Genomic DNA, 17,890 nt, shown 5'->3' on the forward strand with positions numbered 1-17,890 from the left:
CCTGCCGGCCGTGCGCCGCGCCATTATGGCGCGGCTGCTCGCTGAGCTTGTCCCACCGATCTGCTGTCCGCATTGCCGACGCCGGTTCCGACCGCCACCAGATCGAATACTGCCCAGGTAGTGCTATGACGTGTTCAAGACCGGCGCCGTTGCGGCGCGGGAGGAGGTGGACGACACCGTCGTGCCGGATGCCGTCACGACGACCCTCGGCAGCGGCAGCGACACGCTGGTGCTGAAGATCTCGCAGGAGGCCTATCAGGGCAGTGCCCAGTATACCGTCGCGGTCGACGGCAAGCAGATCGGCGACACCCAGACCGCCGGCGCCCTCTATGGCAGCGGCGGCGACACGATCACCTTGCTGGGCGATTTCGGAGCGGATGCGCATACGGTCACGGTGACCTTCCTCAACGATGCCTGGGGCGGCTCCGCCGACAAGGACCGCAACCTGCATGTCGATGGCATCACGCTGAACGACACGGAAGTCGAGGGCGCCGTCGCAACCCTCGGCACGACCGGCTCGACGAGCTTCACCGTGAAGGCGGCGACGCGCACCGCCTGATACCGGGGGTGGCGAGCCTGGTGCATCGCCGCCCCTTCGCTCCTGCCAACAATGCCATGGCCGCCGTCGCAAGAACCGTCACGACGGCGGCTGGAGTTCCATGCGGCACGCGACGGATCGGTCGCCTGCGGTCAGGATGCATCATCCGGCTTACGACCGAAGACGCGGCCGGTGACGTTGTTGCGCCAGAGATCCTCCGGCCGGAGATAGCCCAGCGCGACCTCGCTGGATTTGTGCCGGGTCTGCCGCATGAGATCGGCAAGGCCCGCCCCCGCCTCGGCCGCCGCAGTCGCCAGCCCGGCCCGCAGGCTGTGTCCGGAATAGCGGCCGGGATCCGGCAGGCCGCCCTCGGCGGCCGTGCGCTTCACCAGCCGCCAGACCGCCTTGTCGGACAGGCCGGCGCCGGTCACCTGCCCGCGCCGCGTGATGGCGCAGAAGAGGGGACGCTCGGCATCGCTGTCGCTGCGCGTCAGGTCCGGCGCCTGGCGCCGCACCGCCAGCCAGCGCGTCAGCGCGGCGACCGGGCAGAAGGCGCTGTCCTGCGGATTGGCGCAGACCGCGACCTCCTGCCCGCTGCCGCGTGGATCGGTCTTCGATCGGCGCAGGAGGACGCGCAGCCCACGGCCCGGGACCATCTCGACATCGCCGAGCGCGAGGCTCGTCACCTCGCTGCGTCGCAAGGCCGCGGCGAAGCCGAGCAGCAGCATGGCCCGGTCGCGCGCACCACGTGCCGTCGTGTCGGGCGCGCAGGCGGCCAGCATGAGGCGCAGGGCCTCCGGCCCCGCTGCCGCGGCCCGGCGACGCGGCCTTAGGCCCTTGCTGCGGGTGATGCCCTCCATGACCATGCCGAGGCGCGGATCCCGAGGATCGAGCGACAGGCCGGCCAGCCGGTGCGCGGCCTGGATCGCGGCGAGATGCACGCGCAGGCTCGCCACCGAGAGGCCGTCATCGGCGCGGCGCACGGCATACATGGCGATGGTCTCGGCATCGCCGGCGAGCGGGTCGCGGCCGAGGCTCCGGCACCAGGCGGCATAGGCCTGCCAGGCGGAACGGTAGGCGCGGCGCGTGCCCTCGCTTCGGGCCCGCGTCGCATAGAGGGCGGCGCGGGTGGCCAGGTCCCGCAAGGTCTCGGCGCGCGCTGCGCCCTGCGGCACGACGAGCGTGCCGAAGAGATCGGTCTCGAGCGACAGGTCATCCTTGTCGGCAGGGCAGCTCATGCATCCTCATGCGGCATCCGACGCATCGCGCAGCCCACAGGGCGTCGATGCGGCTCTTGGCCTATTCCATCACCTGCACCAGGCTCGCATGCACCCAGCCGAGCGAGGCCGGATCGCCGACGCGCATCCAGCCCCCGGGCGCCCGCTCGAGGACATCGAGGGTCTTGCCGCGCGGTAGCACGCCGATGACCGAAGCGCCGCCCCCCGGACCGGTGCGCAGGTTGACCGGCGAGCGCACGGCGATCCGGCCGAGGACCAGTGCCGGCGGGGAGGAGGCCGGGCGGAGGTTGCCGCCGCCCTCGGCAGGCACCGCGGCCGGCGCGCCGGAGGTCCCCGTCGGCATCGCCGAGGCGGGCGGCGCAGGGGCCTGCGCGGTAGGGGGCGCAGCCAGGCGTGGGGCAGGCGATGGATCGCGGACGGGCGCAGGCTGGACGGGCGCCGCGGGGGAGGCCGTTCCGTCGCGGCAGAAGCGCTGGCGCGCCAGGTACAGCGCGCGCATGCCGCCGGGCCCCTCGGCCAGGAAGACCTCGGTGCTGGTCACCGCCGGACGGCTGCCGCTCGCCGCGCGCTCCAGCCGCACGCGGACCGCGAAATCCGTCCAGCTCCCGCCGGTGCGGGGACCGGCGAGGACGCGGCCGCAAACCCCGCGCTCATCATCAAGAGCATTGTTGTACTGGTAGACGGCCATGTCGCGCCATTCCGGCTCCTGCTCGCCGGCGGGCAAGGCCTGGGCAACGGCCTGCTGGCCAACTCTCTCAGCGGTCGCCGACCAATCGGCGGCCGACCCGGAGCCGGCGATGCGGAGGATGGCGAAGCCGGCCAGGACGGCAAGGGCGAGTGCCGCGACCAGCCAGGCCGCGGACAGCCGGCCACGACGGGCGCGCGCTCTGCCCTGGCTGGTTGTGCCCTGGCTGGTTGTGCCCTGACTGGTTGCGCTCTGACTGGCCGTAACCACCTTCGCCATGCCGCCTCCTCGGATGCCACGCGGCGTCCATGCCGCAAGGGATTGCGGCGCCACGCCCGCAGCCCCGACGCGCCGATGACGCAATGACTTCTCTGCGGCGCTTTCCGCGGCGAAAAGGGCAAGGCGAGGAAGATTATACAGCCAGGGCGTTGGGGCACGGTAGCCTGGGGCAGCAAGGCCGGGGCGTCACGGGCGGGTTGAACAGCGGATTGTTGATGCTGGCGATCGTTGTGGTGCCGCATCCTGCGGCGCGGCCCTGGCGCAGGTCAGGCATGGACATGCAGGTGCCGATGCGCGCCGGCGCCGTGGTCGTGCCGTGTCTCCTCCAGCTGGGCCGGCACGAGATGCAGGGCGTGGTGTCGGACGCCGCGCTGGCTGGTGATCGAATCCGCGAGCCGCCTGACGGCGCCCGAGGGTCCGCGCAGCACGGCGATCTCGAGCCGGGCGTGGTGATCGAGCTGCAGCTGCTGGGTCGTCACCGCCAGGTCGTGATGATCGTGATAGGTCCGGGCCAATCGCTGCGCCAGGCCCCGCACGGCGTGGTCATAGACATAGGACAGGGTGGCGATGCAGGGCCGCTCGGGCGTGGTCTCGCGCTGCGTCGCCGCGCGCACCAGGTCCCGGACGGCTTCCGACCGGCTGGCATAGCCCTTCCGCGCCACCAGGCTGTCGACCATCGCCAGAAGCTCTTCATCGATCGTGATGGTGATGCGGTCCAAGGCCGCCTCCCGCAAGCGCAAGAGCGGCATCCTGTCCACGCGCCCGCCCGCACGGCAAGCGGCGCCTAGGCATCGGAGGGCCGCGGCGGCGACCGGCCTGGCGCTAGGCCCGGCCCGCGCGGTGGAGCTCGACGAGGAAATCCGTCGTGATCTCGTTATAGCCCCAGAAATTCCGCAGCGAGAGCCGCAGCGTGTTGGGCGGGCGGCGAAAGCGGGTGCCGCAGCGTCGGGTCACGGGCAGGACCGGCGCGAGCGCATCCCGCCAGAAATCCGTCTCGAAGCAGGCATCGTAGATGCCGAGATGCTGGGCGGGATGCGGCTCCCGCGACCCTTCGGCGAAATCGAAGGGCGGCTTGCCCAACATGATGGCCTGCTTGCCGAAGAAGCCCGCCTCGATCAGGACGCTCGAGCTGATGCTGATCACCCGGTCGATGTTCTCCTGCGCGAGCAGCGCATAGACATTCGTCGAGGTCCAGTGCAGCGCGCGGTGAGGCAGGCCGATATCGTACAGGCCGAAGGGCGCCTGGTTGTAGGGATGCGGCTTGAACAGGATCTGGTCCTGGCCCTGGAGCAGGGACCGCAACCTCTCCGCGTGATGCCCGAAGTTCTGCAGGACGCCCGCCGAGATCAGCGACCGGTCGACATTCGTCTGGCCGATCAGGAGCGCCGTGTCCCTGGCGACGGAGGGCTGCGGCAGCCGCACCACCGAGGCCGACAGCAGATCCGCCCAATCCCGGAAACTGGCGCTGGGCATGTCGTGCGCCTGCATGGCGTGGAAGATCTCGGCGCGGTTCGTCTGGATCGCGAAGAAGACGTCCGGGAGAAACCGGACGGGATGGATGACGACGTCGATGAAGGGGATGCGCAGATGGCTCAGGATGCGCTTCACGCTCTCGGGTAGCTCGAAGGAGATGACGAGCGAGGCGCGGAAGACGCTTTCGATATGCCGCACCGCCTCGGCGGGAACCTCGAGCATCGAGCAGGCCTCCGCCCAGCCGGATATGCTGCGGTCGAGTTCGAGCAGGCGATAGAGCAGGGGCGTGTCGATGCCCTTGCCCCAGGCCCTGACCTCGCAGCCGAGCCCCGTGGCCTCGGCGAGACGGCGGCGCATCAGGCGGTGGAACCAGGCGATGTTCTCCGTCTGCGACGGGCGGAAGGCCGCCTGGCCGGACAGGCCGAGACCATCGGCGCCATCGAGCGGACGCAGGAAATCGCCCGTGAAGATCACCCGTTCGATCACGGCGTCACGGGTCCAGCCTTGGCGGCCTCCGCAGCGGGGCGGCGAACGGTGAGGATGCGGGCCATGGCGCTAGGCGGCCGAGGCTTCCGCACCGTCCTCGATCCTGCTGAGGATGAGCTTGTGAAGCCCGAGGCCGAGATGCCGCGATTCATGCGCCGGGCGTCCGTTGGTCAAGCTCGCGGTCATCGTCTGCAGCACCAGGGCGAAGCTGCCGGACCCGTCATCCTCCGGTAGTTCGACGATGCCCGTGAAATGGCCGCCCGAACCCTGGACGCGGGTGGGCAGGAGTTCGAGCGCCCGGTCATTCGCCAGCGCCAGCATCGGCTCGGCCGGGAAGGCTTGCTGGAACGGCAGCATCAGCACCAGCTTCAGGCTGAGGCGCCCCCCGCCCAGGCTCGGCAGCACCACCGAGGCGCGCGGGCCGAATCCGCTCCAGCGCCAGGTGAAGCCGTCCTTGCTTTCCGCGTTATGCCAGCCGGTTCCCTGGAAGGCCGGCGAGTTCGCCCGCAACTCGAATTGCCGCGGCACCTCCGCCGCGGCCGATCGGCGGGTCTCGGCGATCAGCGGCAGCGGATCGAGGCGAATCAGCTCGGCGCGGCTGCGCGTCGCATGGTCGAGCCGCTGCTGCACGGCATCGAGCTGGGCCGACAGCCGCGCCACGGCCTTCAGGATGGTCTCGACGATCTGCCTGGCTTCCGGGTCGGCCAGGGCATCGAGCTGACCGACCTCCTTCGTCAGGGCGGCCCGATGGGCGAGCAGCAGGGCGTCCGACACCAGGGCATCGGCCTTGGCGCCGGCCGTGAGGTCGATGGCGTCCGCGGCGGAGGGGATGCGTGTTGCCATGTCCGTCATCGCAGGGTCTCGGGCGCCAGGCGGGCGCCGCGCGTATGGCCGATCGGCGCCGGCAGGCGCAGGCGGGGCGCGGGGCAGGATGCCTCCGTCTCCGGCGCGGCGCGCAGCATCGCGGCCATGGTGGCGATCGCCGGCCGCATCGCGGCGCTGGCGAAATGGCGCCGGCCGAAGGTGAAGGCGCGCTCGGAGAGAGACTGCCGAAGCGCCGGGTCGCGCAGCAGGCGGTCGAGATGCTCGACGAAGCCGGCACGCGACCGCGCCAGCAGATAGGCCTCGCCCTCGCCGTCATCGATGCCGAAGACGGCTTCCAGGGTGAGGACGGAAGGGATGCCGTAGCAGAGATATTCGACGGTCTTTATCTTCAACCCCCCGCCGTAATAGACCGGATTCACGGCGATGTCGGCGGCGCTGAGGAAGGCCGGAAGGTCGTCGACGCGGCCATGCCGCACGACGTCCGGGCCGGCATCCGCCAGGGCGTTGCAGACCGCGCCGGCCACATGCAGCTCCGCGCCATGGCGCCCGAGACAGGGCCAGACCTGGGCGAGGAACCAGGCCAGGCCGTCGCGGTTCATCGGGTTGTCGCCGCCGACGAAGACGACGCGCAGCGGCTCCGCCCGCACTCGCCGCCGCGCGACGCTCGGGATCGCGTGCGGCAGATGCAGGACCGCATTCGGGAACAGCGCATGCAGGTAGCGATATTCATGCGCCTGGATGGCGAGGGAGAGGCTGAAGCCGGACAGGATGCCGAGCTCCTCCCGGGCGCTGACCTGGATGAAGTGCTTCTTGCCGAAGCGGCTGAAGGCCTCCACGCGCATCGACATGATGTCGTGCAGGTCGATGATGCGGAGGGCCGGGGCGCGGCGGGCATGGCGCAGGTAGGAAAGGCGGAGATATTCCAGCAGCAAGCCGCTGTAGCGATGCTTCTGCAGATGCTCCTCCAGCGCCGTGAAGGCGCCGCGATGGAAGCTGCGCCGCTCGAAGCCCGAGAGGCTGGGCGAGGATTCGATCCAGGAGGGCTGCGTCCGATGCGCCCCGGGATAGGCGCTGTGCACGAAGACCCGCCCGCGGGCGCCGAGGACCTGCTGCGCCGCCGCCTTCTCCGCCGCGGACAGGCTTCGGAGCATGAAGAGGTCGATATCCGCCTCACCGCGCAGGCCCCGGATCAGCCCGGCGATCCGGGCCTGGTTGCCGAGGCATTCCTGCCAGAAGGCGATATCGGTGACGAGGAGCATCCGCGGACGCCGCGCGCGGACCCGCAGGGCGTCGAGGTCCCGGAACATGGCGTACTGCGCCTCGACGCGCCGGCGATAGCGCTCGAAGACGCGCCGGCTGGCCTCTGCGACCCGGAGGCGGAACTCCGGCTGTTCGGCGAAGCGCATGACAAAACCGGCCAGCTCGGCCGGCGAGGCCGCCGCATGGAAGACCTCCTCGGCATCGAGTCCGAGGAAGGCGTCGCCCGTTCCCATCACCGGAACGCCGTGGGCGAGCGCCTCGATCGTCTTGATCTTCAGGCCGGTCCCACCCTCATGCGGATTGATGGCCAGGGCGAGCGAGCCGTAGAATTCGTCGATCCTCTCGACCCGGCCGATCCGCTCGACGAAAGGGGCGTCCCGCCCGACCTCCGCCGGGATGCCGCCGGCGATGCGGAGCCGCAGATCCGCCGCGGCGAGGCGCCCGGGATCCATCGCCTCGATGCAACGCCCGATGGCCCGCGCATTCAAGGGGTTCGGACTGCCGATATAGCCGATGCTGCGGGCGTCCTCGCCCTGGGGCGGCGCTGGCGCGATGCCGGGCGGCAGGTGACCCAGCGTGACGACCGCGGCGCGCGTCATCGCCTGCAAGGCGGTGGCTTCCTCGTCCTGGATGGCGAGAACGAGATCGGCGCGATCGAGGCCCCGCGCCTCCTCGGCGCGGGTCGTGAAGAAGAAGCCGGGCGTCAGCCCCAATTCCTGCAGGCGGAGATGGCGATCGCTGAAGACGTCATGGGTGTCGATGACCTTCAGCACCGCATCGTCGAAACAGCCGAACGCCCGGCTGCAGAAGACGTATTCGGCGATCACGACGTCCGGGCGTTCCAGCGCGGCGAGCCGCTCGATGCCCGCGACCAGCGAGGCCGGGAACCAATCGTCGATGCCGAAGACCGCGCCGAGGCTCTTCCGTTCCTCGCTGCGGTCGTAGGGCAGGACGGTCAGCTGGCCCCAGTCCTGCTGCATCTGCCGCAGATGCGCCTCCTCCACCGCCTCGCGCGCGATGAAGCAGAGATGCAGCTCGTGGCCGTATTGCCGCAGCCGGTGCAGCAGCGCGAAAATGCGCTGCCGGTTTCCGGCATCCTGTGGGTGCGTCGGCGTCGGCGATACGACAAGGACCTTCACGGCGTCTCCGCTCTCGGCCGCAACAACGATGCCTCAGGGAAGGATCCATCATGGCGGCCGGCCGATCCGGATCCGGCTCGATCGGGTCGCTTCCTGCCCAGGCCTGACCTGCCCTGTCGCAGGCTCGGCCGATTGCGCGACTGAAAAATGAATGCCGCTTCCGCCGTTGGCATGGGACGGCTTCGCGGGCAGGCTGGGGCCATGCCCGACCGTCGCAGCCTTCTCGCCGGCGCCGCCGGCCTGCTCGCCGCGCCAGCCCTGGCGCAGCCCGGGGCGGCGGCGACGCTCCGCATGGTGCCCCAGGCCGATGTCACGGTGCTCGACCCGCTGGCCACCACCTCCTACGCCGTGCGCAACCACGGGCATCTTTGCTGGGACACGCTGTACGGTCTCGATGCCGGCTATCGGCCGCAGCCGCAGCTCGCCGAGGGGCATGTCGTCGAGGATGCGGGCAGGCGCTGGATCTTCACCCTGCGCAACGGCCCGACCTTCCATGACGGGGAGCCGGTCCGGGCCGCCGATGCCGTTGCCTCGATCCGCCGCTGGATGGGGCGGGATACGCATGGGCAGACCCTGGCCGCGCGGCTCGACGCCGTCGCGGCCCTCGACGACCGGCGGTTCGAGATCCGGCTGCGCCAGCCCTTCGGCGTCATGCTGGACGCGCTCGGCAAATCCTCCTCCTATCCCTGCTTCATCATGCCGGAGCGCTTCGCCGCCCGCCCGGCGGCGGCGCCGCTGACCGAGATCGTCGGCTCCGGCCCCTATCGCTTCGAGGCCGCGGAGCGGCGGGCCGGCGAGCAGCTCGTCTACCGTCGCTACGACCGCTACGTGCCGAGCCCGGTCGGCCTGCCGGCGGTGACGGCCGGCCCGAAGCTCGCGCTCTTCGAGCGGCTGGAATGGCGCATCCTGCCCGATGCCGCGACCACCGCCGCCGCCCTGCAGGCCGGCGAGGTGGATTGGTGGGAGCGCGTCACGCCCGACCTGCGGCCGCTGCTGGCGCGGCGGCGCGACCTGGTGCTGGACCGGGTGGAGACGCTCGGCACCATGGCCATGCTGCGGCCCAACCACCTGCACCCGCCCTTCGACGATCCGGCGGTGCGGCGGGCCGTGCTGCCGGCGTTGTCGCAGGCGGATTTCATGGCCGCGCTGTTCGGCGACGAGCGCAGCCTGTGGCGGGATGGCGTCGGCTGCTTCCCGCTCGGCAGCGCCCTTGCCTCGGAGGAGGGGCTGGCGGCGCTGACCGGGCCGCGCGACCTCGGCCGGGCCCGCGCCGCGCTGGCGGCGACCGGCCAGGCGCGGGCGAGACTCGTCATGCTGCATCCGGCGGATCAGCAGACCAACAGCGCCCTCACCATGGTGGCCGACGACCTGCTGCGGAAGATCGGCTTCGAGCCGGAGGACGCGACCTCGGATTGGGGCACCATGCTGCAGCGCCGCGCGAGGAAGGAGCCGCCCGCGCAGGGCGGCTGGAATGCCGTGGTGGTGTTGTTCGGCGCCGAGGACCTGCTGAACCCGGGCGGCCATCCGCTGCTGCGCGCCAATGGCGGCGATGCCTGGTTCGGCTGGCCGAGCAGCCCGGCGCTGGAGGCGCTGCGCGATGACTGGCTCGCGGAGTCGGACCTGGCGGGGCAGCAGCGGACGGCGCGGCGTATCCAGGCCCAGTTCTTCACCGACCTGCCCTATTGGCCGCTCGGCCTCTATCAGGTGGACAGCGCCTATCGCCGCGGCCTGAAGGTCGAGCGGCGCGGCCTGGCCCTGCCGCTGAACGTCCGCCGGGAGGTGTGACGCCGGGCGTGCGCCCTCATACCTGGTGCGCGAAGTAGCGACCTACGGCCCGCAGGGCCGAGCGCCCGAATGGGCGCCGCGGCTTATGCCGCGAAGCCAAGCAAACCGGAGGTTTGCGCCCGGCGTTTGAGGCGCGCGAAGGTGAAACCTTCGCGCGCTTGGTATCAGGTCCCGGCGCCGGCATCCAGCGGCGGCGAGAAGGCTCCGAGGAAGCGCCGCACCGCCGCGGCGCCGCGTCCCGCTGGGTCGTTGCCCAGCACCGGATGCCCGACGCCCGGCAGCAGCAGGAATTCGGCCGGCCCGCCGGCGGCGGCGGCCACGCGCCGGCCATGGTCCGGCGGGATCAGGTCGTCCGCCTCGCCATGCAGCACCAGCAGCGGCACGCGCACCTCCGGCAGGCAGGCCATGCTGTCGAAGCGGTGCCGCAGCAGGGCGCGGGCCGGCAGCCAGCGATACATGGCGGCGGCGAGGTCGGCGATCGAGGTATAGGGCGCGTCCAGCACCAGGGCGCGGGCCGGCCGCTCCTTCGCCATGCGCACGGCGACGCCCGAGCCGATGCTCTCGCCGCAGAGGATCGGCGCCGACTCGCCCCAGCTCGCGGCCACCCAGTCGAGATAGGCGCGAGCATCCTCGAGGAAACCGGTCTCGGAAGGCGTGCCGGGATTGCCCGCATAGCCGCGATATTCGGCGAGCACCATGCCATGGCCGGCCTCGGCGAAGGGCGCGAGCAGGGGCGAGCGATCCGCGGCATTGCCGACATTGCCGTGGAAGACGACGAGGACCGGATAGCCCGGCAGGGGCGGCGCGGCCCAGAATTGCAGCTCGAGGCCATCCGCGGTGCGCAACCGCTCCAGGGCGAAGCGGCAGGCGGCGAGGCTGGGCGGGACGGGGCCGAGCGGCCGCGCATCGGGCCGGAAGATCAGCCGCTCCTGGCGTCCCCAGACGATGGCGACGGCGCCTAGCCAGACCAGCGTCGACAGGCCGGCGATGCCGAGCAGCGCCTGCAGCAGCGGGGCGGGGGAGAAAGCCGGCAAGGCATCGAGCGGCACGCGTGCGACCCTCCGGCCCGCAGGCATTGCGTGGCGAGGGCGCGCCCGGACCGCTCGCCGCCCGGAATGCCGCGCGGGCTGACGGCGATGCCTGGCTGGTGCGGGAACGATGCCAAAGTGGGTTTCGTTCTGGCTATGCAATTTGTTTTGATGGCGGGTCGATGGAGCGGCTCAGCGCGCCCCGCCGAGCAGGGCGGCGAGCTGCGCCTCGGTGAGCACGCCCGTCGCGGCCTCGCCGCGGCTCTCCTGGAAGGATTGCACCGCCGCCACGGTCCGCGGGCCGGGAAGGCCATCCGGCGCGCCGACGCGATAGCCGCGGGCGCCCAGCGCCTCCTGCACGCGCGCGAGGGCCGGATCGCCCGGCACGACCGCGGCCGCCGGCCGGGGCGCCGCGGGGCGCGCGCCAAGGGCCTGCTGCTCGAGCCGCGCGATCTCCTCGGCGAAGACCTCGTGGTGCGGCGCATCCGCGGCCGCCGGATCGGCGCCCGCCCGCAGCGCCGCCGGCCGCGCGAGGCTGACCTCGGTCAGCACGAACTGCCAGTCCCGGGCATCGCGGCTGAACCCGCCGAGGCGCCGCAGCAGCCGGCCGGCCGCGCCTGCCGGCGCCGGATCCAGCTTGGCGCAGCTTGCCTCCGGCTGGCGCCAGCTCCGCCAGGGCGGCAGCCCATCCTCCTTCGGCCCGGTCAGGAGGAGGATATCGGCCATGCGATCCTCTGCCCGGAAGAGCTCGGCGGCGCCGTCCCCCATCAGCGGGGCGCCGCGCAGCCGGAGCGCCAGGCCGATCGCCCGCACCGCCAGCGGGCCGGTATTCGCTAGGTCGAGGCAGAGCGCCGGATCGCCGGCCGCCCAGCGCTCGCCGGGCCGCGTCGACAACCGCAGGTAGCGCTGGCGGTATTCGGTGGCGAGGGTCTCGCCGAGGGCCGCGCGCGTCTCGGCCAGGAAGGCCTCCGCTTCCCGGCTCTGGCGGCTGGCGGCCTCCACCATGGGATCCTCGGCCTTGGCGCCGGCCTCCCGCAGCGCCTGGACGGCATCCCGCGCCGCCTTTGCATCCCGCGCCGCCTGCTGGAAGGCGGCTTCGGCGGCGGCGCGCGGCAGCGGCTCGGCCCTTGCGCCGGGCGGACCAGCGAGAAGCAGCAGCGCCAGGAGGGCGCAGGACCAAGAGAGCCATGGTTGTGGCATTCTGCCTCAACTCCACCCTGCAGATGCGGGCCAGCATGGCGCGAAGGCCTCACCGAAGCCCTAACCGGCAACGGCGCATGGCAGCGGGGCCGGCATTTACCCCTTGGCAGGGGTTCGGCGCTCTATCGCTCTCCGAAGGGCAGGCGGCCATCCCCGCGAGGCGCTGGCCCTGGCGGGTTGCGCCGGCGCCCCGCGACGAAGAGCACCGGAGAGGTGTTTCCAGCCGGACCGATGCCGGGCCAGAGCAGATCGCCGCGGGGCGGAATCGCCCGGAGGCGAGACTCTGCTCTGCAAACAACGAGATAGAGCGCATTCCGCTGTTCCAGTCAGAGGGAATGCGCTCTAGAGGGCGCGCATGCTCAAGGGTGTCCTCACCGTCGGCGGCTGGACCATGGCCAGCCGCGTCCTCGGCTTCGCGCGCGACATGCTCATCGCCGCCCGGCTCGGCGCCGGGCCGATGGCGGATGCCTTCTTCGTCGCCCTCAAGCTGCCGAACCTGTTCCGCCGGCTGTTCGGCGAGGGCGCCTTCAACGCCGCCTTCGTCCCGGCCTTCGCCGGGACGCTGGCGGTGCAAGGGCCGCGCGTCGCGCAGCAGCTCGCCGAGCGGATGGCGGCGCTGATGACGCTCTGGCTGTCGCTGCTGGTGGTGCTCGGCATCCTGGCGATGCCGCAGCTGATGACGGTGCTGGCCCCCGGCTTCACCGACGACCCGGCGAAATTCGCCCTCGCCGTCGAGCTGACGCGGATCACCTTTCCCTATCTGTTGCTGATCTGCCTCACCGCCCTCGTCTCCGGCGTGCTGAACGGGCTGGACCGCTTCGCCGCCGCCGCGGCGGCGCCGATCTTCTTCAACCTGCTCTCCATGGCCTCGCTCATCATGCTGGCGCCCTTCGTGGCGACGCCGGCGCATGCGCTGGCCTGGGGGGTGACGGCCTCGGGCGCGGTGCAGCTCGGCCTCGTGCTCTGGGCCTGCGCCCGGGCCGGCATGGCGCTGCATTTCCTGCGCCTGCCCTCGCTGGCGCCCGAGGTGCGGCAGGTGCTCCGGCGGATGATCCCCGGCATCATCGGCGCCGGCGTCACCCAGCTGAACCTCGCCGTCGATGTCATCATCGCCAGCTTCCTGCCGGCCGGCGCCGTCTCCTACCTCTACTACGCCGACCGCGTCGGCCAGCTTCCGCTCGGCGTCATCGGCGCCGCGGTGGGCACGGCGATGCTGCCCCTGCTCTCGCGCCAGGTGCGCGCCGGCGAGACGCTCTCGGCCCATCGCACCATGAACCGCGCCATGGAGATGTCCCTGCTGCTCTGCCTGCCGGCGGCGGCGGGGCAGGCGGCGGCGGCCTGGCCGATCGTGCAGGTGCTCTTCGTGCGCGGCGCCTTCGGGCCGGCGGAGGCGAGCGCGACCGCCGCGGCGCTCGCCGCCTATGCCGTCGGCCTGCCGGCCTATGTGCTGGTGAAGGTCTACGCCCCCGGCTTCTTCGCCCGCGGCGACACGGCGACGCCGGTGAAGGTGGGCCTCGCCGCGGTGGCGCTGAACCTGGCGCTGAACCTCCTCCTGACCCGCTATCTCAGCCATGTCGGCGTGGCGCTGGCGACCGCGCTTTCCGCCTGGTTCAATGCCGGCATGCTGGGCTGGCTGCTGAACCGGCGCGGCCAGATGATCCTCGACCGCCGGCTGCGCCATGCCGTGCCGCGCCTGCTGCTGGCGGCGGCGCTGATGGCCGTGGTGATCCTGACCCTGGAGCGGATGCTCTTCCCGGTCGCCGGGCTGCTGCGCTTCCTGGCGCTGGCGGTGCTGGTCGGGGCCGGAGGCGCGGTCTATTTCGCCACGGCGCAGCTGCTCGGCGCCATACGGCTGCAGGAGCTGCGCGGCATGCTGCGGCGGCGGCGCAAGCTGCCGGCGACGGCCGGCTCGGCCTGACCCGCCGGCGCAGGCCGGCTCCGCTTGACCCGCTGACTTGACCCGCTGGCCGGTCCGGGCAATCACGCGTTCCCTTCCCAACCGCGATGGTCTCCACCCCCATGCAGCGCGTCTTCTCGGGCATCCAGCCCTCCGGCATCCCGACCCTCGGCAATTACCTCGGCGCCATCCGCAATTGGGTGCCGCTGCAGGACACGCATGACGCGATCTATTGCGTGGTCGACCTGCACGCCATCACCGTCTGGCAGGACCCGAAGGCGCTGCAGACCCAGACGCGGGAGATGGCGGCGACGCTGATCGCCTGCGGCCTCGACCCGGCGCGCTGCATCCTCTTCCTGCAGAGCCATGTGCACGCGCATGCGCGGCTGGCCTGGATCTTCAACTGCGTCGCCCGGCTCGGCTGGCTGAACCGGATGACCCAGTTCAAGGACAAGGCGGGGAAGGACCGGGAGGCGGCGAGCGCCGGCCTCTATGTCTATCCGAACCTGATGGCGGCCGACATCCTGGCCTACAAGGCCACGCTGGTGCCGGTCGGCGATGACCAGAAGCAGCATCTCGAGCTGGCCAATGACATCGCCGAGAAGTTCAACCACGATTACGGCGTGCCGGACTTCTTTCCGCGCATCGAGCCGCTGATCCAGGGCGTCGCCGCCCGCGTCATGTCGCTGCGCGACGGCACCAAGAAGATGTCGAAGTCGGACCCCTCCGACCAGTCGCGCATCAACCTGAACGACGACCACGACGCCATCGCGCTGAAGATCCGCCGCGCCAAGACGGATCCCGAGCCGCTGCCCGAGCATGTCCAGGGCCTGGAGGCGCGGCCCGAGGCACGCAACCTGGTCGGCATCCTCGCCGCCATCACCGGCACCCTGCCGGAGAACGTGCTGCGCGAGCATGGCGGCAAGGGCTTCGGCAGCTTCAAGGAGGTGCTGGTCGAGGCGCTGGTCGCGCATCTGGCGCCGATCCAGGCGGAGACGCGCCGCCTGCTGGACGACCAGGCGGCGCTGGAGGCGCTGCTGCGGCGCGGCGCCGAGCGGGCGGCGGCCATCGCCGAGCCGATCGTCACCGAGGCGGAGCGCGTCGTCGGCTTCCTGCCGCGCTGATGATTGTCCCCGCGACGTTGCTGCGCGGCGTCGCGGGGGCCCTGTCACTGGGCGGCAGCTGATTCCGCTTGCGCCGGCCGTCGCCCTGCGCCTACCCTGCCGGTTCGGCCAATGCGAGGACAGGAGGGCAGGCATGGATACCGTCTATCGTCTGCAAATGCCTCCGCCATCGCGGCAGGATCGGGCCAGCTTCCGTGATCACGGGCATCCGGCCAGTCTCCACATGCGCCGTTAGGTCCGCCGCGGCTTAGGCCGCCGACCTCTCTCCCGCCTTTCCCATCTCCGGTTCCGGCCGTGCGCCGCGGGCTCATGTCCGCTTGGCTGCACGCGGCCGGCCCGTCGTCAGCGCCGCCCTCAGGGGTGGCCGGGATGCCGATCGTGACCGCCCAGACTCCCCGGCGCGCGGAGCCCTTCCGCGCCGTCCTCGCCTTTCTCTGGCGCCATTGGTGGCGCCATCCCGCCCTGCTGGCTGCCATCCTGGCCGGCATGACGCTCGCCACCCTGGCCGATGTGCTGGTGCCGGTCTTCGCCGGCGCCCTGGTCGAGGCCGTCGCCAGTGCCGAGCCTGGCGACCGGGCAAGGGCGCTGGACGCCGCGCTGCGGGCGCTCGGCCTGCTCGCGCTGCTGGGGCTGGCCGTGCTCCTCGGCCGCGCCTCGGCCATCCTGGCGATCATTGCCCTCACCCTCCGCCTGATGGCGGCGAGCGGCGCCGAGGCCTTCCAGCGGGTGCAGCGCTTCTCCGCCGACTGGCACGCCAACAGCTTCGCCGGCTCCACCGTGCGCAAGATCAGCCGCGGCATGTGGGCGATCGACCTGCTGAACGACACCATCCTCATCGCCCTGCTGCCCTCGGCGCTGATGCTGCTCGGCGCGACGCTGCTGCTCGGCGCGCGCTGGCCGCTGATGGGGGCGCTGGTGGCGGCGGGCGGCGTCCTCTACGTCGTACAGACCGTCCTGCTCTCGCTGCGCTGGGTGGCGCCGGCAGCCCGCCTCTCCAATGCCTGGGACACAAGGCTCGGCGGCGCCATGGCGGATGCGGTCGGCGCCAATGCGGTGGTCAAGGCCTTCGGGGCGGAGATGCGGGAGGATGCCCGGCTCGCCTGGCTGATCGGCAAGTGGCGGCGCCGCACCGCGCGCAGCTGGCATCGCGGCACGGTCGCCGAGGCGGCGCAGATCGTCACCATGACGCTGCTGCGGATCGCCATCCTCGGCGCGGCGCTCTGGCTCTGGTGGCACGGCGAGGCGAGCCCGGGCGACCTCACCACGGTGCTGACCATGTTCTTCATGGTGCAGGGCTACCTGCGCGATGTCGGCTACCACATCAGCAACCTCCAGCGCGGGGTGAACGAGATGGAGGAGCTGGTGGCGCTGCATGCAACGCCGCTCGGCATCGAGGACGCGCCCGGGGCCCGGCCGATCGCCGTCGGCCGCGGCGAGATCGCCTTCGAGCGCGTCACCTTCCGCTATGGCGGGCATGCGGAGCCGCTCTACCGCGACCTCGACCTGCGCATCCGGGCCGGCGAGAGCGTCGGCCTGGTCGGGCCCTCGGGCTCGGGCAAGACCACGCTGGTCAAGCTGATCCAGCGCCTGCACGACGTGACGGAGGGCCGCGTCGTCATCGACGGGCAGGACGTGCGGGGCGCCAGCCAGGCCTCGCTGCGGGCGCAGATCGCCATCGTCCAGCAGGAGCCGGTGCTGTTCCACCGCTCGATCGGCGAGAACATCGCCTATGCGAGGCCGGGTGCGACCATGGCGGAGATCCGGCGCGCCGCCGAGTTGGCCAATGCCGACGACTTCATCCGCCGCCTGCCGCGGGGCTACGGCACGCTGGTCGGCGAGCGAGGGGTGAAGCTCTCGGGCGGGGAGCGGCAGCGGGTGGCGCTGGCCCGCGCCTTCCTCGCCGATGCGCCGATCCTGATCCTGGACGAGGCGACCTCGGCCCTGGATTCCGAGAGCGAGGCCGCGATCCAGGAGGCGATGGGCCGGCTGCTGCACGGGCGCACCGCCATCGTCATCGCCCACCGTCTCTCCACGGTGCGGGCGATGGACCGGATCCTGGTCTTCGACCGGGGCCGGATGGTGGAGGAGGGCACACATGCGGCGCTGGTCGCGCGGCCGGGCGGACTCTACCGGCGCCTGTTCGAGCGGCAGGCGCTGGAGCTGACGGCGGGGGCCTGACCCCCGTCGGCGGTCAGCCGACCCGCAGCAGGGCCGGCCCGTTCTGCCGCAGCCACTCCACCGCCGCGTCGCGGTGGGGCGTCAGGCGCTCGACATGCGCCCAGAAGCGCGGGGAGTGGTTCAGCTCCTTCAGATGCGCCACCTCATGCGCCACGACGTAGTCGAGCACCCAGTCGGGCGCCATCACGAGGCGCCAGGAGAAGGCGAGGGTGCCGTCCGGGGCGCAGGACCCCCAGCGGCTGCGGGTGTCCTTGAGCCGGATGCCGCGCGGGGCGACGCCGAGCAGCGCCGCATGGCCGGCGGCCAGCACGCGGATGCGCCGCTGCGCCTCGGCCTTCAGGAAGGCGGCGAGCTGGGCGCCGACCTTGCCCTCCGGCCCGCCGACCAGGATGGCCCCGGCCGCGAGGGTCACGCCCGTCATCTCCGGGTCGTGGCGAATGACGTGCCGCAGCCCGCCGAGCGGCAATTCCGAGCCGGGCAGGAGCGGGATGTGCGGGGCGAGGGCGGCGAGGCGCTCGCGCACCCAGGCGGCATGGGTCGCCAACAGCGCCATGCCGGCGCGGCGGCGGGCCCGCGGTGGGAGGGTCACCACCACCTCCCCGGCGCGGGCATCGATGCGAAGGCTGACCCGGCGGGCGCGGTTGGAGCGGCGCCAGCGCACCGGGCAGGCCATGGCCTCGGCCGCCCCGGCCAGGGCGCCAGGCAGGGCAATGGTCTCCGCTTCGGTCTGATCCATGGCCTGGAAGATGCAGTCG

At 72.0% G+C, this 17,890-nt stretch carries 14 protein-coding genes; 5 read left to right on the forward strand and 9 right to left on the reverse strand.

Going from position 1 to position 17,890, the window contains the following annotated elements:
- Positions 1 to 130 precede the first annotated feature (130 nt).
- Entirely contained in the window at positions 131 to 559 is a 429-nt protein-coding gene (locus HJG45_RS26590) for a carbohydrate-binding domain-containing protein (RefSeq protein ID WP_171616814.1), read from the forward strand.
- Between the two features lie 131 nt (positions 560 to 690).
- Here the strand turns inward: HJG45_RS26590 and HJG45_RS26595 are convergent, their stop codons facing one another.
- The 6 genes from HJG45_RS26595 to HJG45_RS26620 form a co-directional block, all read right to left on the reverse strand.
- Positions 691 to 1,776 (reverse strand): site-specific integrase, encoded by a 1,086-nt coding sequence (locus HJG45_RS26595; protein ID WP_171616816.1) that lies wholly within the window; start codon positions 1,774 to 1,776, stop codon positions 691 to 693.
- Positions 1,777 to 1,837: 61 nt separating this feature from the next.
- The gene (locus HJG45_RS29575) at positions 1,838 to 2,794 is read right to left on the reverse strand and encodes an SH3 domain-containing protein (protein WP_171616818.1); all 957 of its coding nucleotides are present in this window, start codon (positions 2,792 to 2,794) and stop codon (positions 1,838 to 1,840) included.
- A 212-nt stretch (positions 2,795 to 3,006) separates the two neighbouring features.
- Positions 3,007 to 3,459 carry a nickel-responsive transcriptional regulator NikR gene (gene nikR, locus HJG45_RS26605; protein WP_171616820.1) on the reverse strand — a complete coding sequence of 151 codons (453 nt, stop codon included), beginning with the start codon at positions 3,457 to 3,459 and terminating at the stop codon, positions 3,007 to 3,009.
- Positions 3,460 to 3,562: 103 nt separating this feature from the next.
- The gene (locus tag HJG45_RS26610; RefSeq protein ID WP_171616821.1) at positions 3,563 to 4,699 is read right to left on the reverse strand and encodes a hypothetical protein; all 1,137 of its coding nucleotides are present in this window, start codon (positions 4,697 to 4,699) and stop codon (positions 3,563 to 3,565) included.
- A 69-nt stretch (positions 4,700 to 4,768) separates the two neighbouring features.
- Positions 4,769 to 5,542, reverse strand: a complete 774-nt coding sequence (locus HJG45_RS26615) for a hypothetical protein (protein WP_171616823.1) — start codon at positions 5,540 to 5,542, stop codon at positions 4,769 to 4,771.
- Positions 5,543 to 5,547: 5 nt separating this feature from the next.
- Complete coding sequence (locus HJG45_RS26620; protein ID WP_171616825.1) at positions 5,548 to 7,923, reverse strand: glycosyltransferase; 2,376 nt, start codon at positions 7,921 to 7,923, stop codon at positions 5,548 to 5,550.
- A 201-nt stretch (positions 7,924 to 8,124) separates the two neighbouring features.
- Between HJG45_RS26620 and HJG45_RS26625 the strand changes: the two genes are divergently transcribed.
- Entirely contained in the window at positions 8,125 to 9,708 is a 1,584-nt protein-coding gene (locus HJG45_RS26625) for an ABC transporter substrate-binding protein (protein ID WP_171616827.1), read from the forward strand.
- 164 nt (positions 9,709 to 9,872) lie between these two features.
- Here HJG45_RS26625 and HJG45_RS26630 read toward each other — a convergent pair whose 3' ends face one another.
- A complete protein-coding gene (locus HJG45_RS26630) occupies positions 9,873 to 10,757 on the reverse strand; it encodes an alpha/beta hydrolase (RefSeq protein ID WP_171616830.1) in 885 nt (294 codons plus the stop codon).
- A gap of 171 nt (positions 10,758 to 10,928) precedes the next feature.
- Positions 10,929 to 11,936, reverse strand: coding sequence for a peptidoglycan-binding protein (locus HJG45_RS26635; RefSeq protein WP_171616832.1), 1,008 nt, complete (start codon positions 11,934 to 11,936; stop codon positions 10,929 to 10,931).
- Between the two features lie 355 nt (positions 11,937 to 12,291).
- Here HJG45_RS26635 and murJ point away from each other — a divergent pair, with 355 nt between their 5' ends.
- From murJ to HJG45_RS26650, 3 genes are all read left to right on the forward strand, one after another.
- Positions 12,292 to 13,854, forward strand: a complete 1,563-nt coding sequence (murJ, locus tag HJG45_RS26640) for a murein biosynthesis integral membrane protein MurJ (protein ID WP_171616834.1) — start codon at positions 12,292 to 12,294, stop codon at positions 13,852 to 13,854.
- 101 nt (positions 13,855 to 13,955) lie between these two features.
- Positions 13,956 to 14,957, forward strand: coding sequence for a tryptophan--tRNA ligase (gene trpS, locus HJG45_RS26645; protein ID WP_171616836.1), 1,002 nt, complete (start codon positions 13,956 to 13,958; stop codon positions 14,955 to 14,957).
- A gap of 369 nt (positions 14,958 to 15,326) precedes the next feature.
- Positions 15,327 to 17,135 carry an ABC transporter ATP-binding protein gene (locus tag HJG45_RS26650; RefSeq protein ID WP_217363051.1) on the forward strand — a complete coding sequence of 603 codons (1,809 nt, stop codon included), beginning with the start codon at positions 15,327 to 15,329 and terminating at the stop codon, positions 17,133 to 17,135.
- 13 nt (positions 17,136 to 17,148) lie between these two features.
- Here HJG45_RS26650 and HJG45_RS26655 read toward each other — a convergent pair whose 3' ends face one another.
- Complete coding sequence (locus tag HJG45_RS26655; protein WP_171616840.1) at positions 17,149 to 17,871, reverse strand: M48 family metallopeptidase; 723 nt, start codon at positions 17,869 to 17,871, stop codon at positions 17,149 to 17,151.
- Between the last annotated feature and the right edge of the window lie 19 nt (positions 17,872 to 17,890).

Origin of the sequence: Roseicella sp. DB1501 (genome assembly GCF_013112485.1) — a bacterium.
GTDB lineage: Bacteria > Pseudomonadota > Alphaproteobacteria > Acetobacterales > Acetobacteraceae > Paracraurococcus.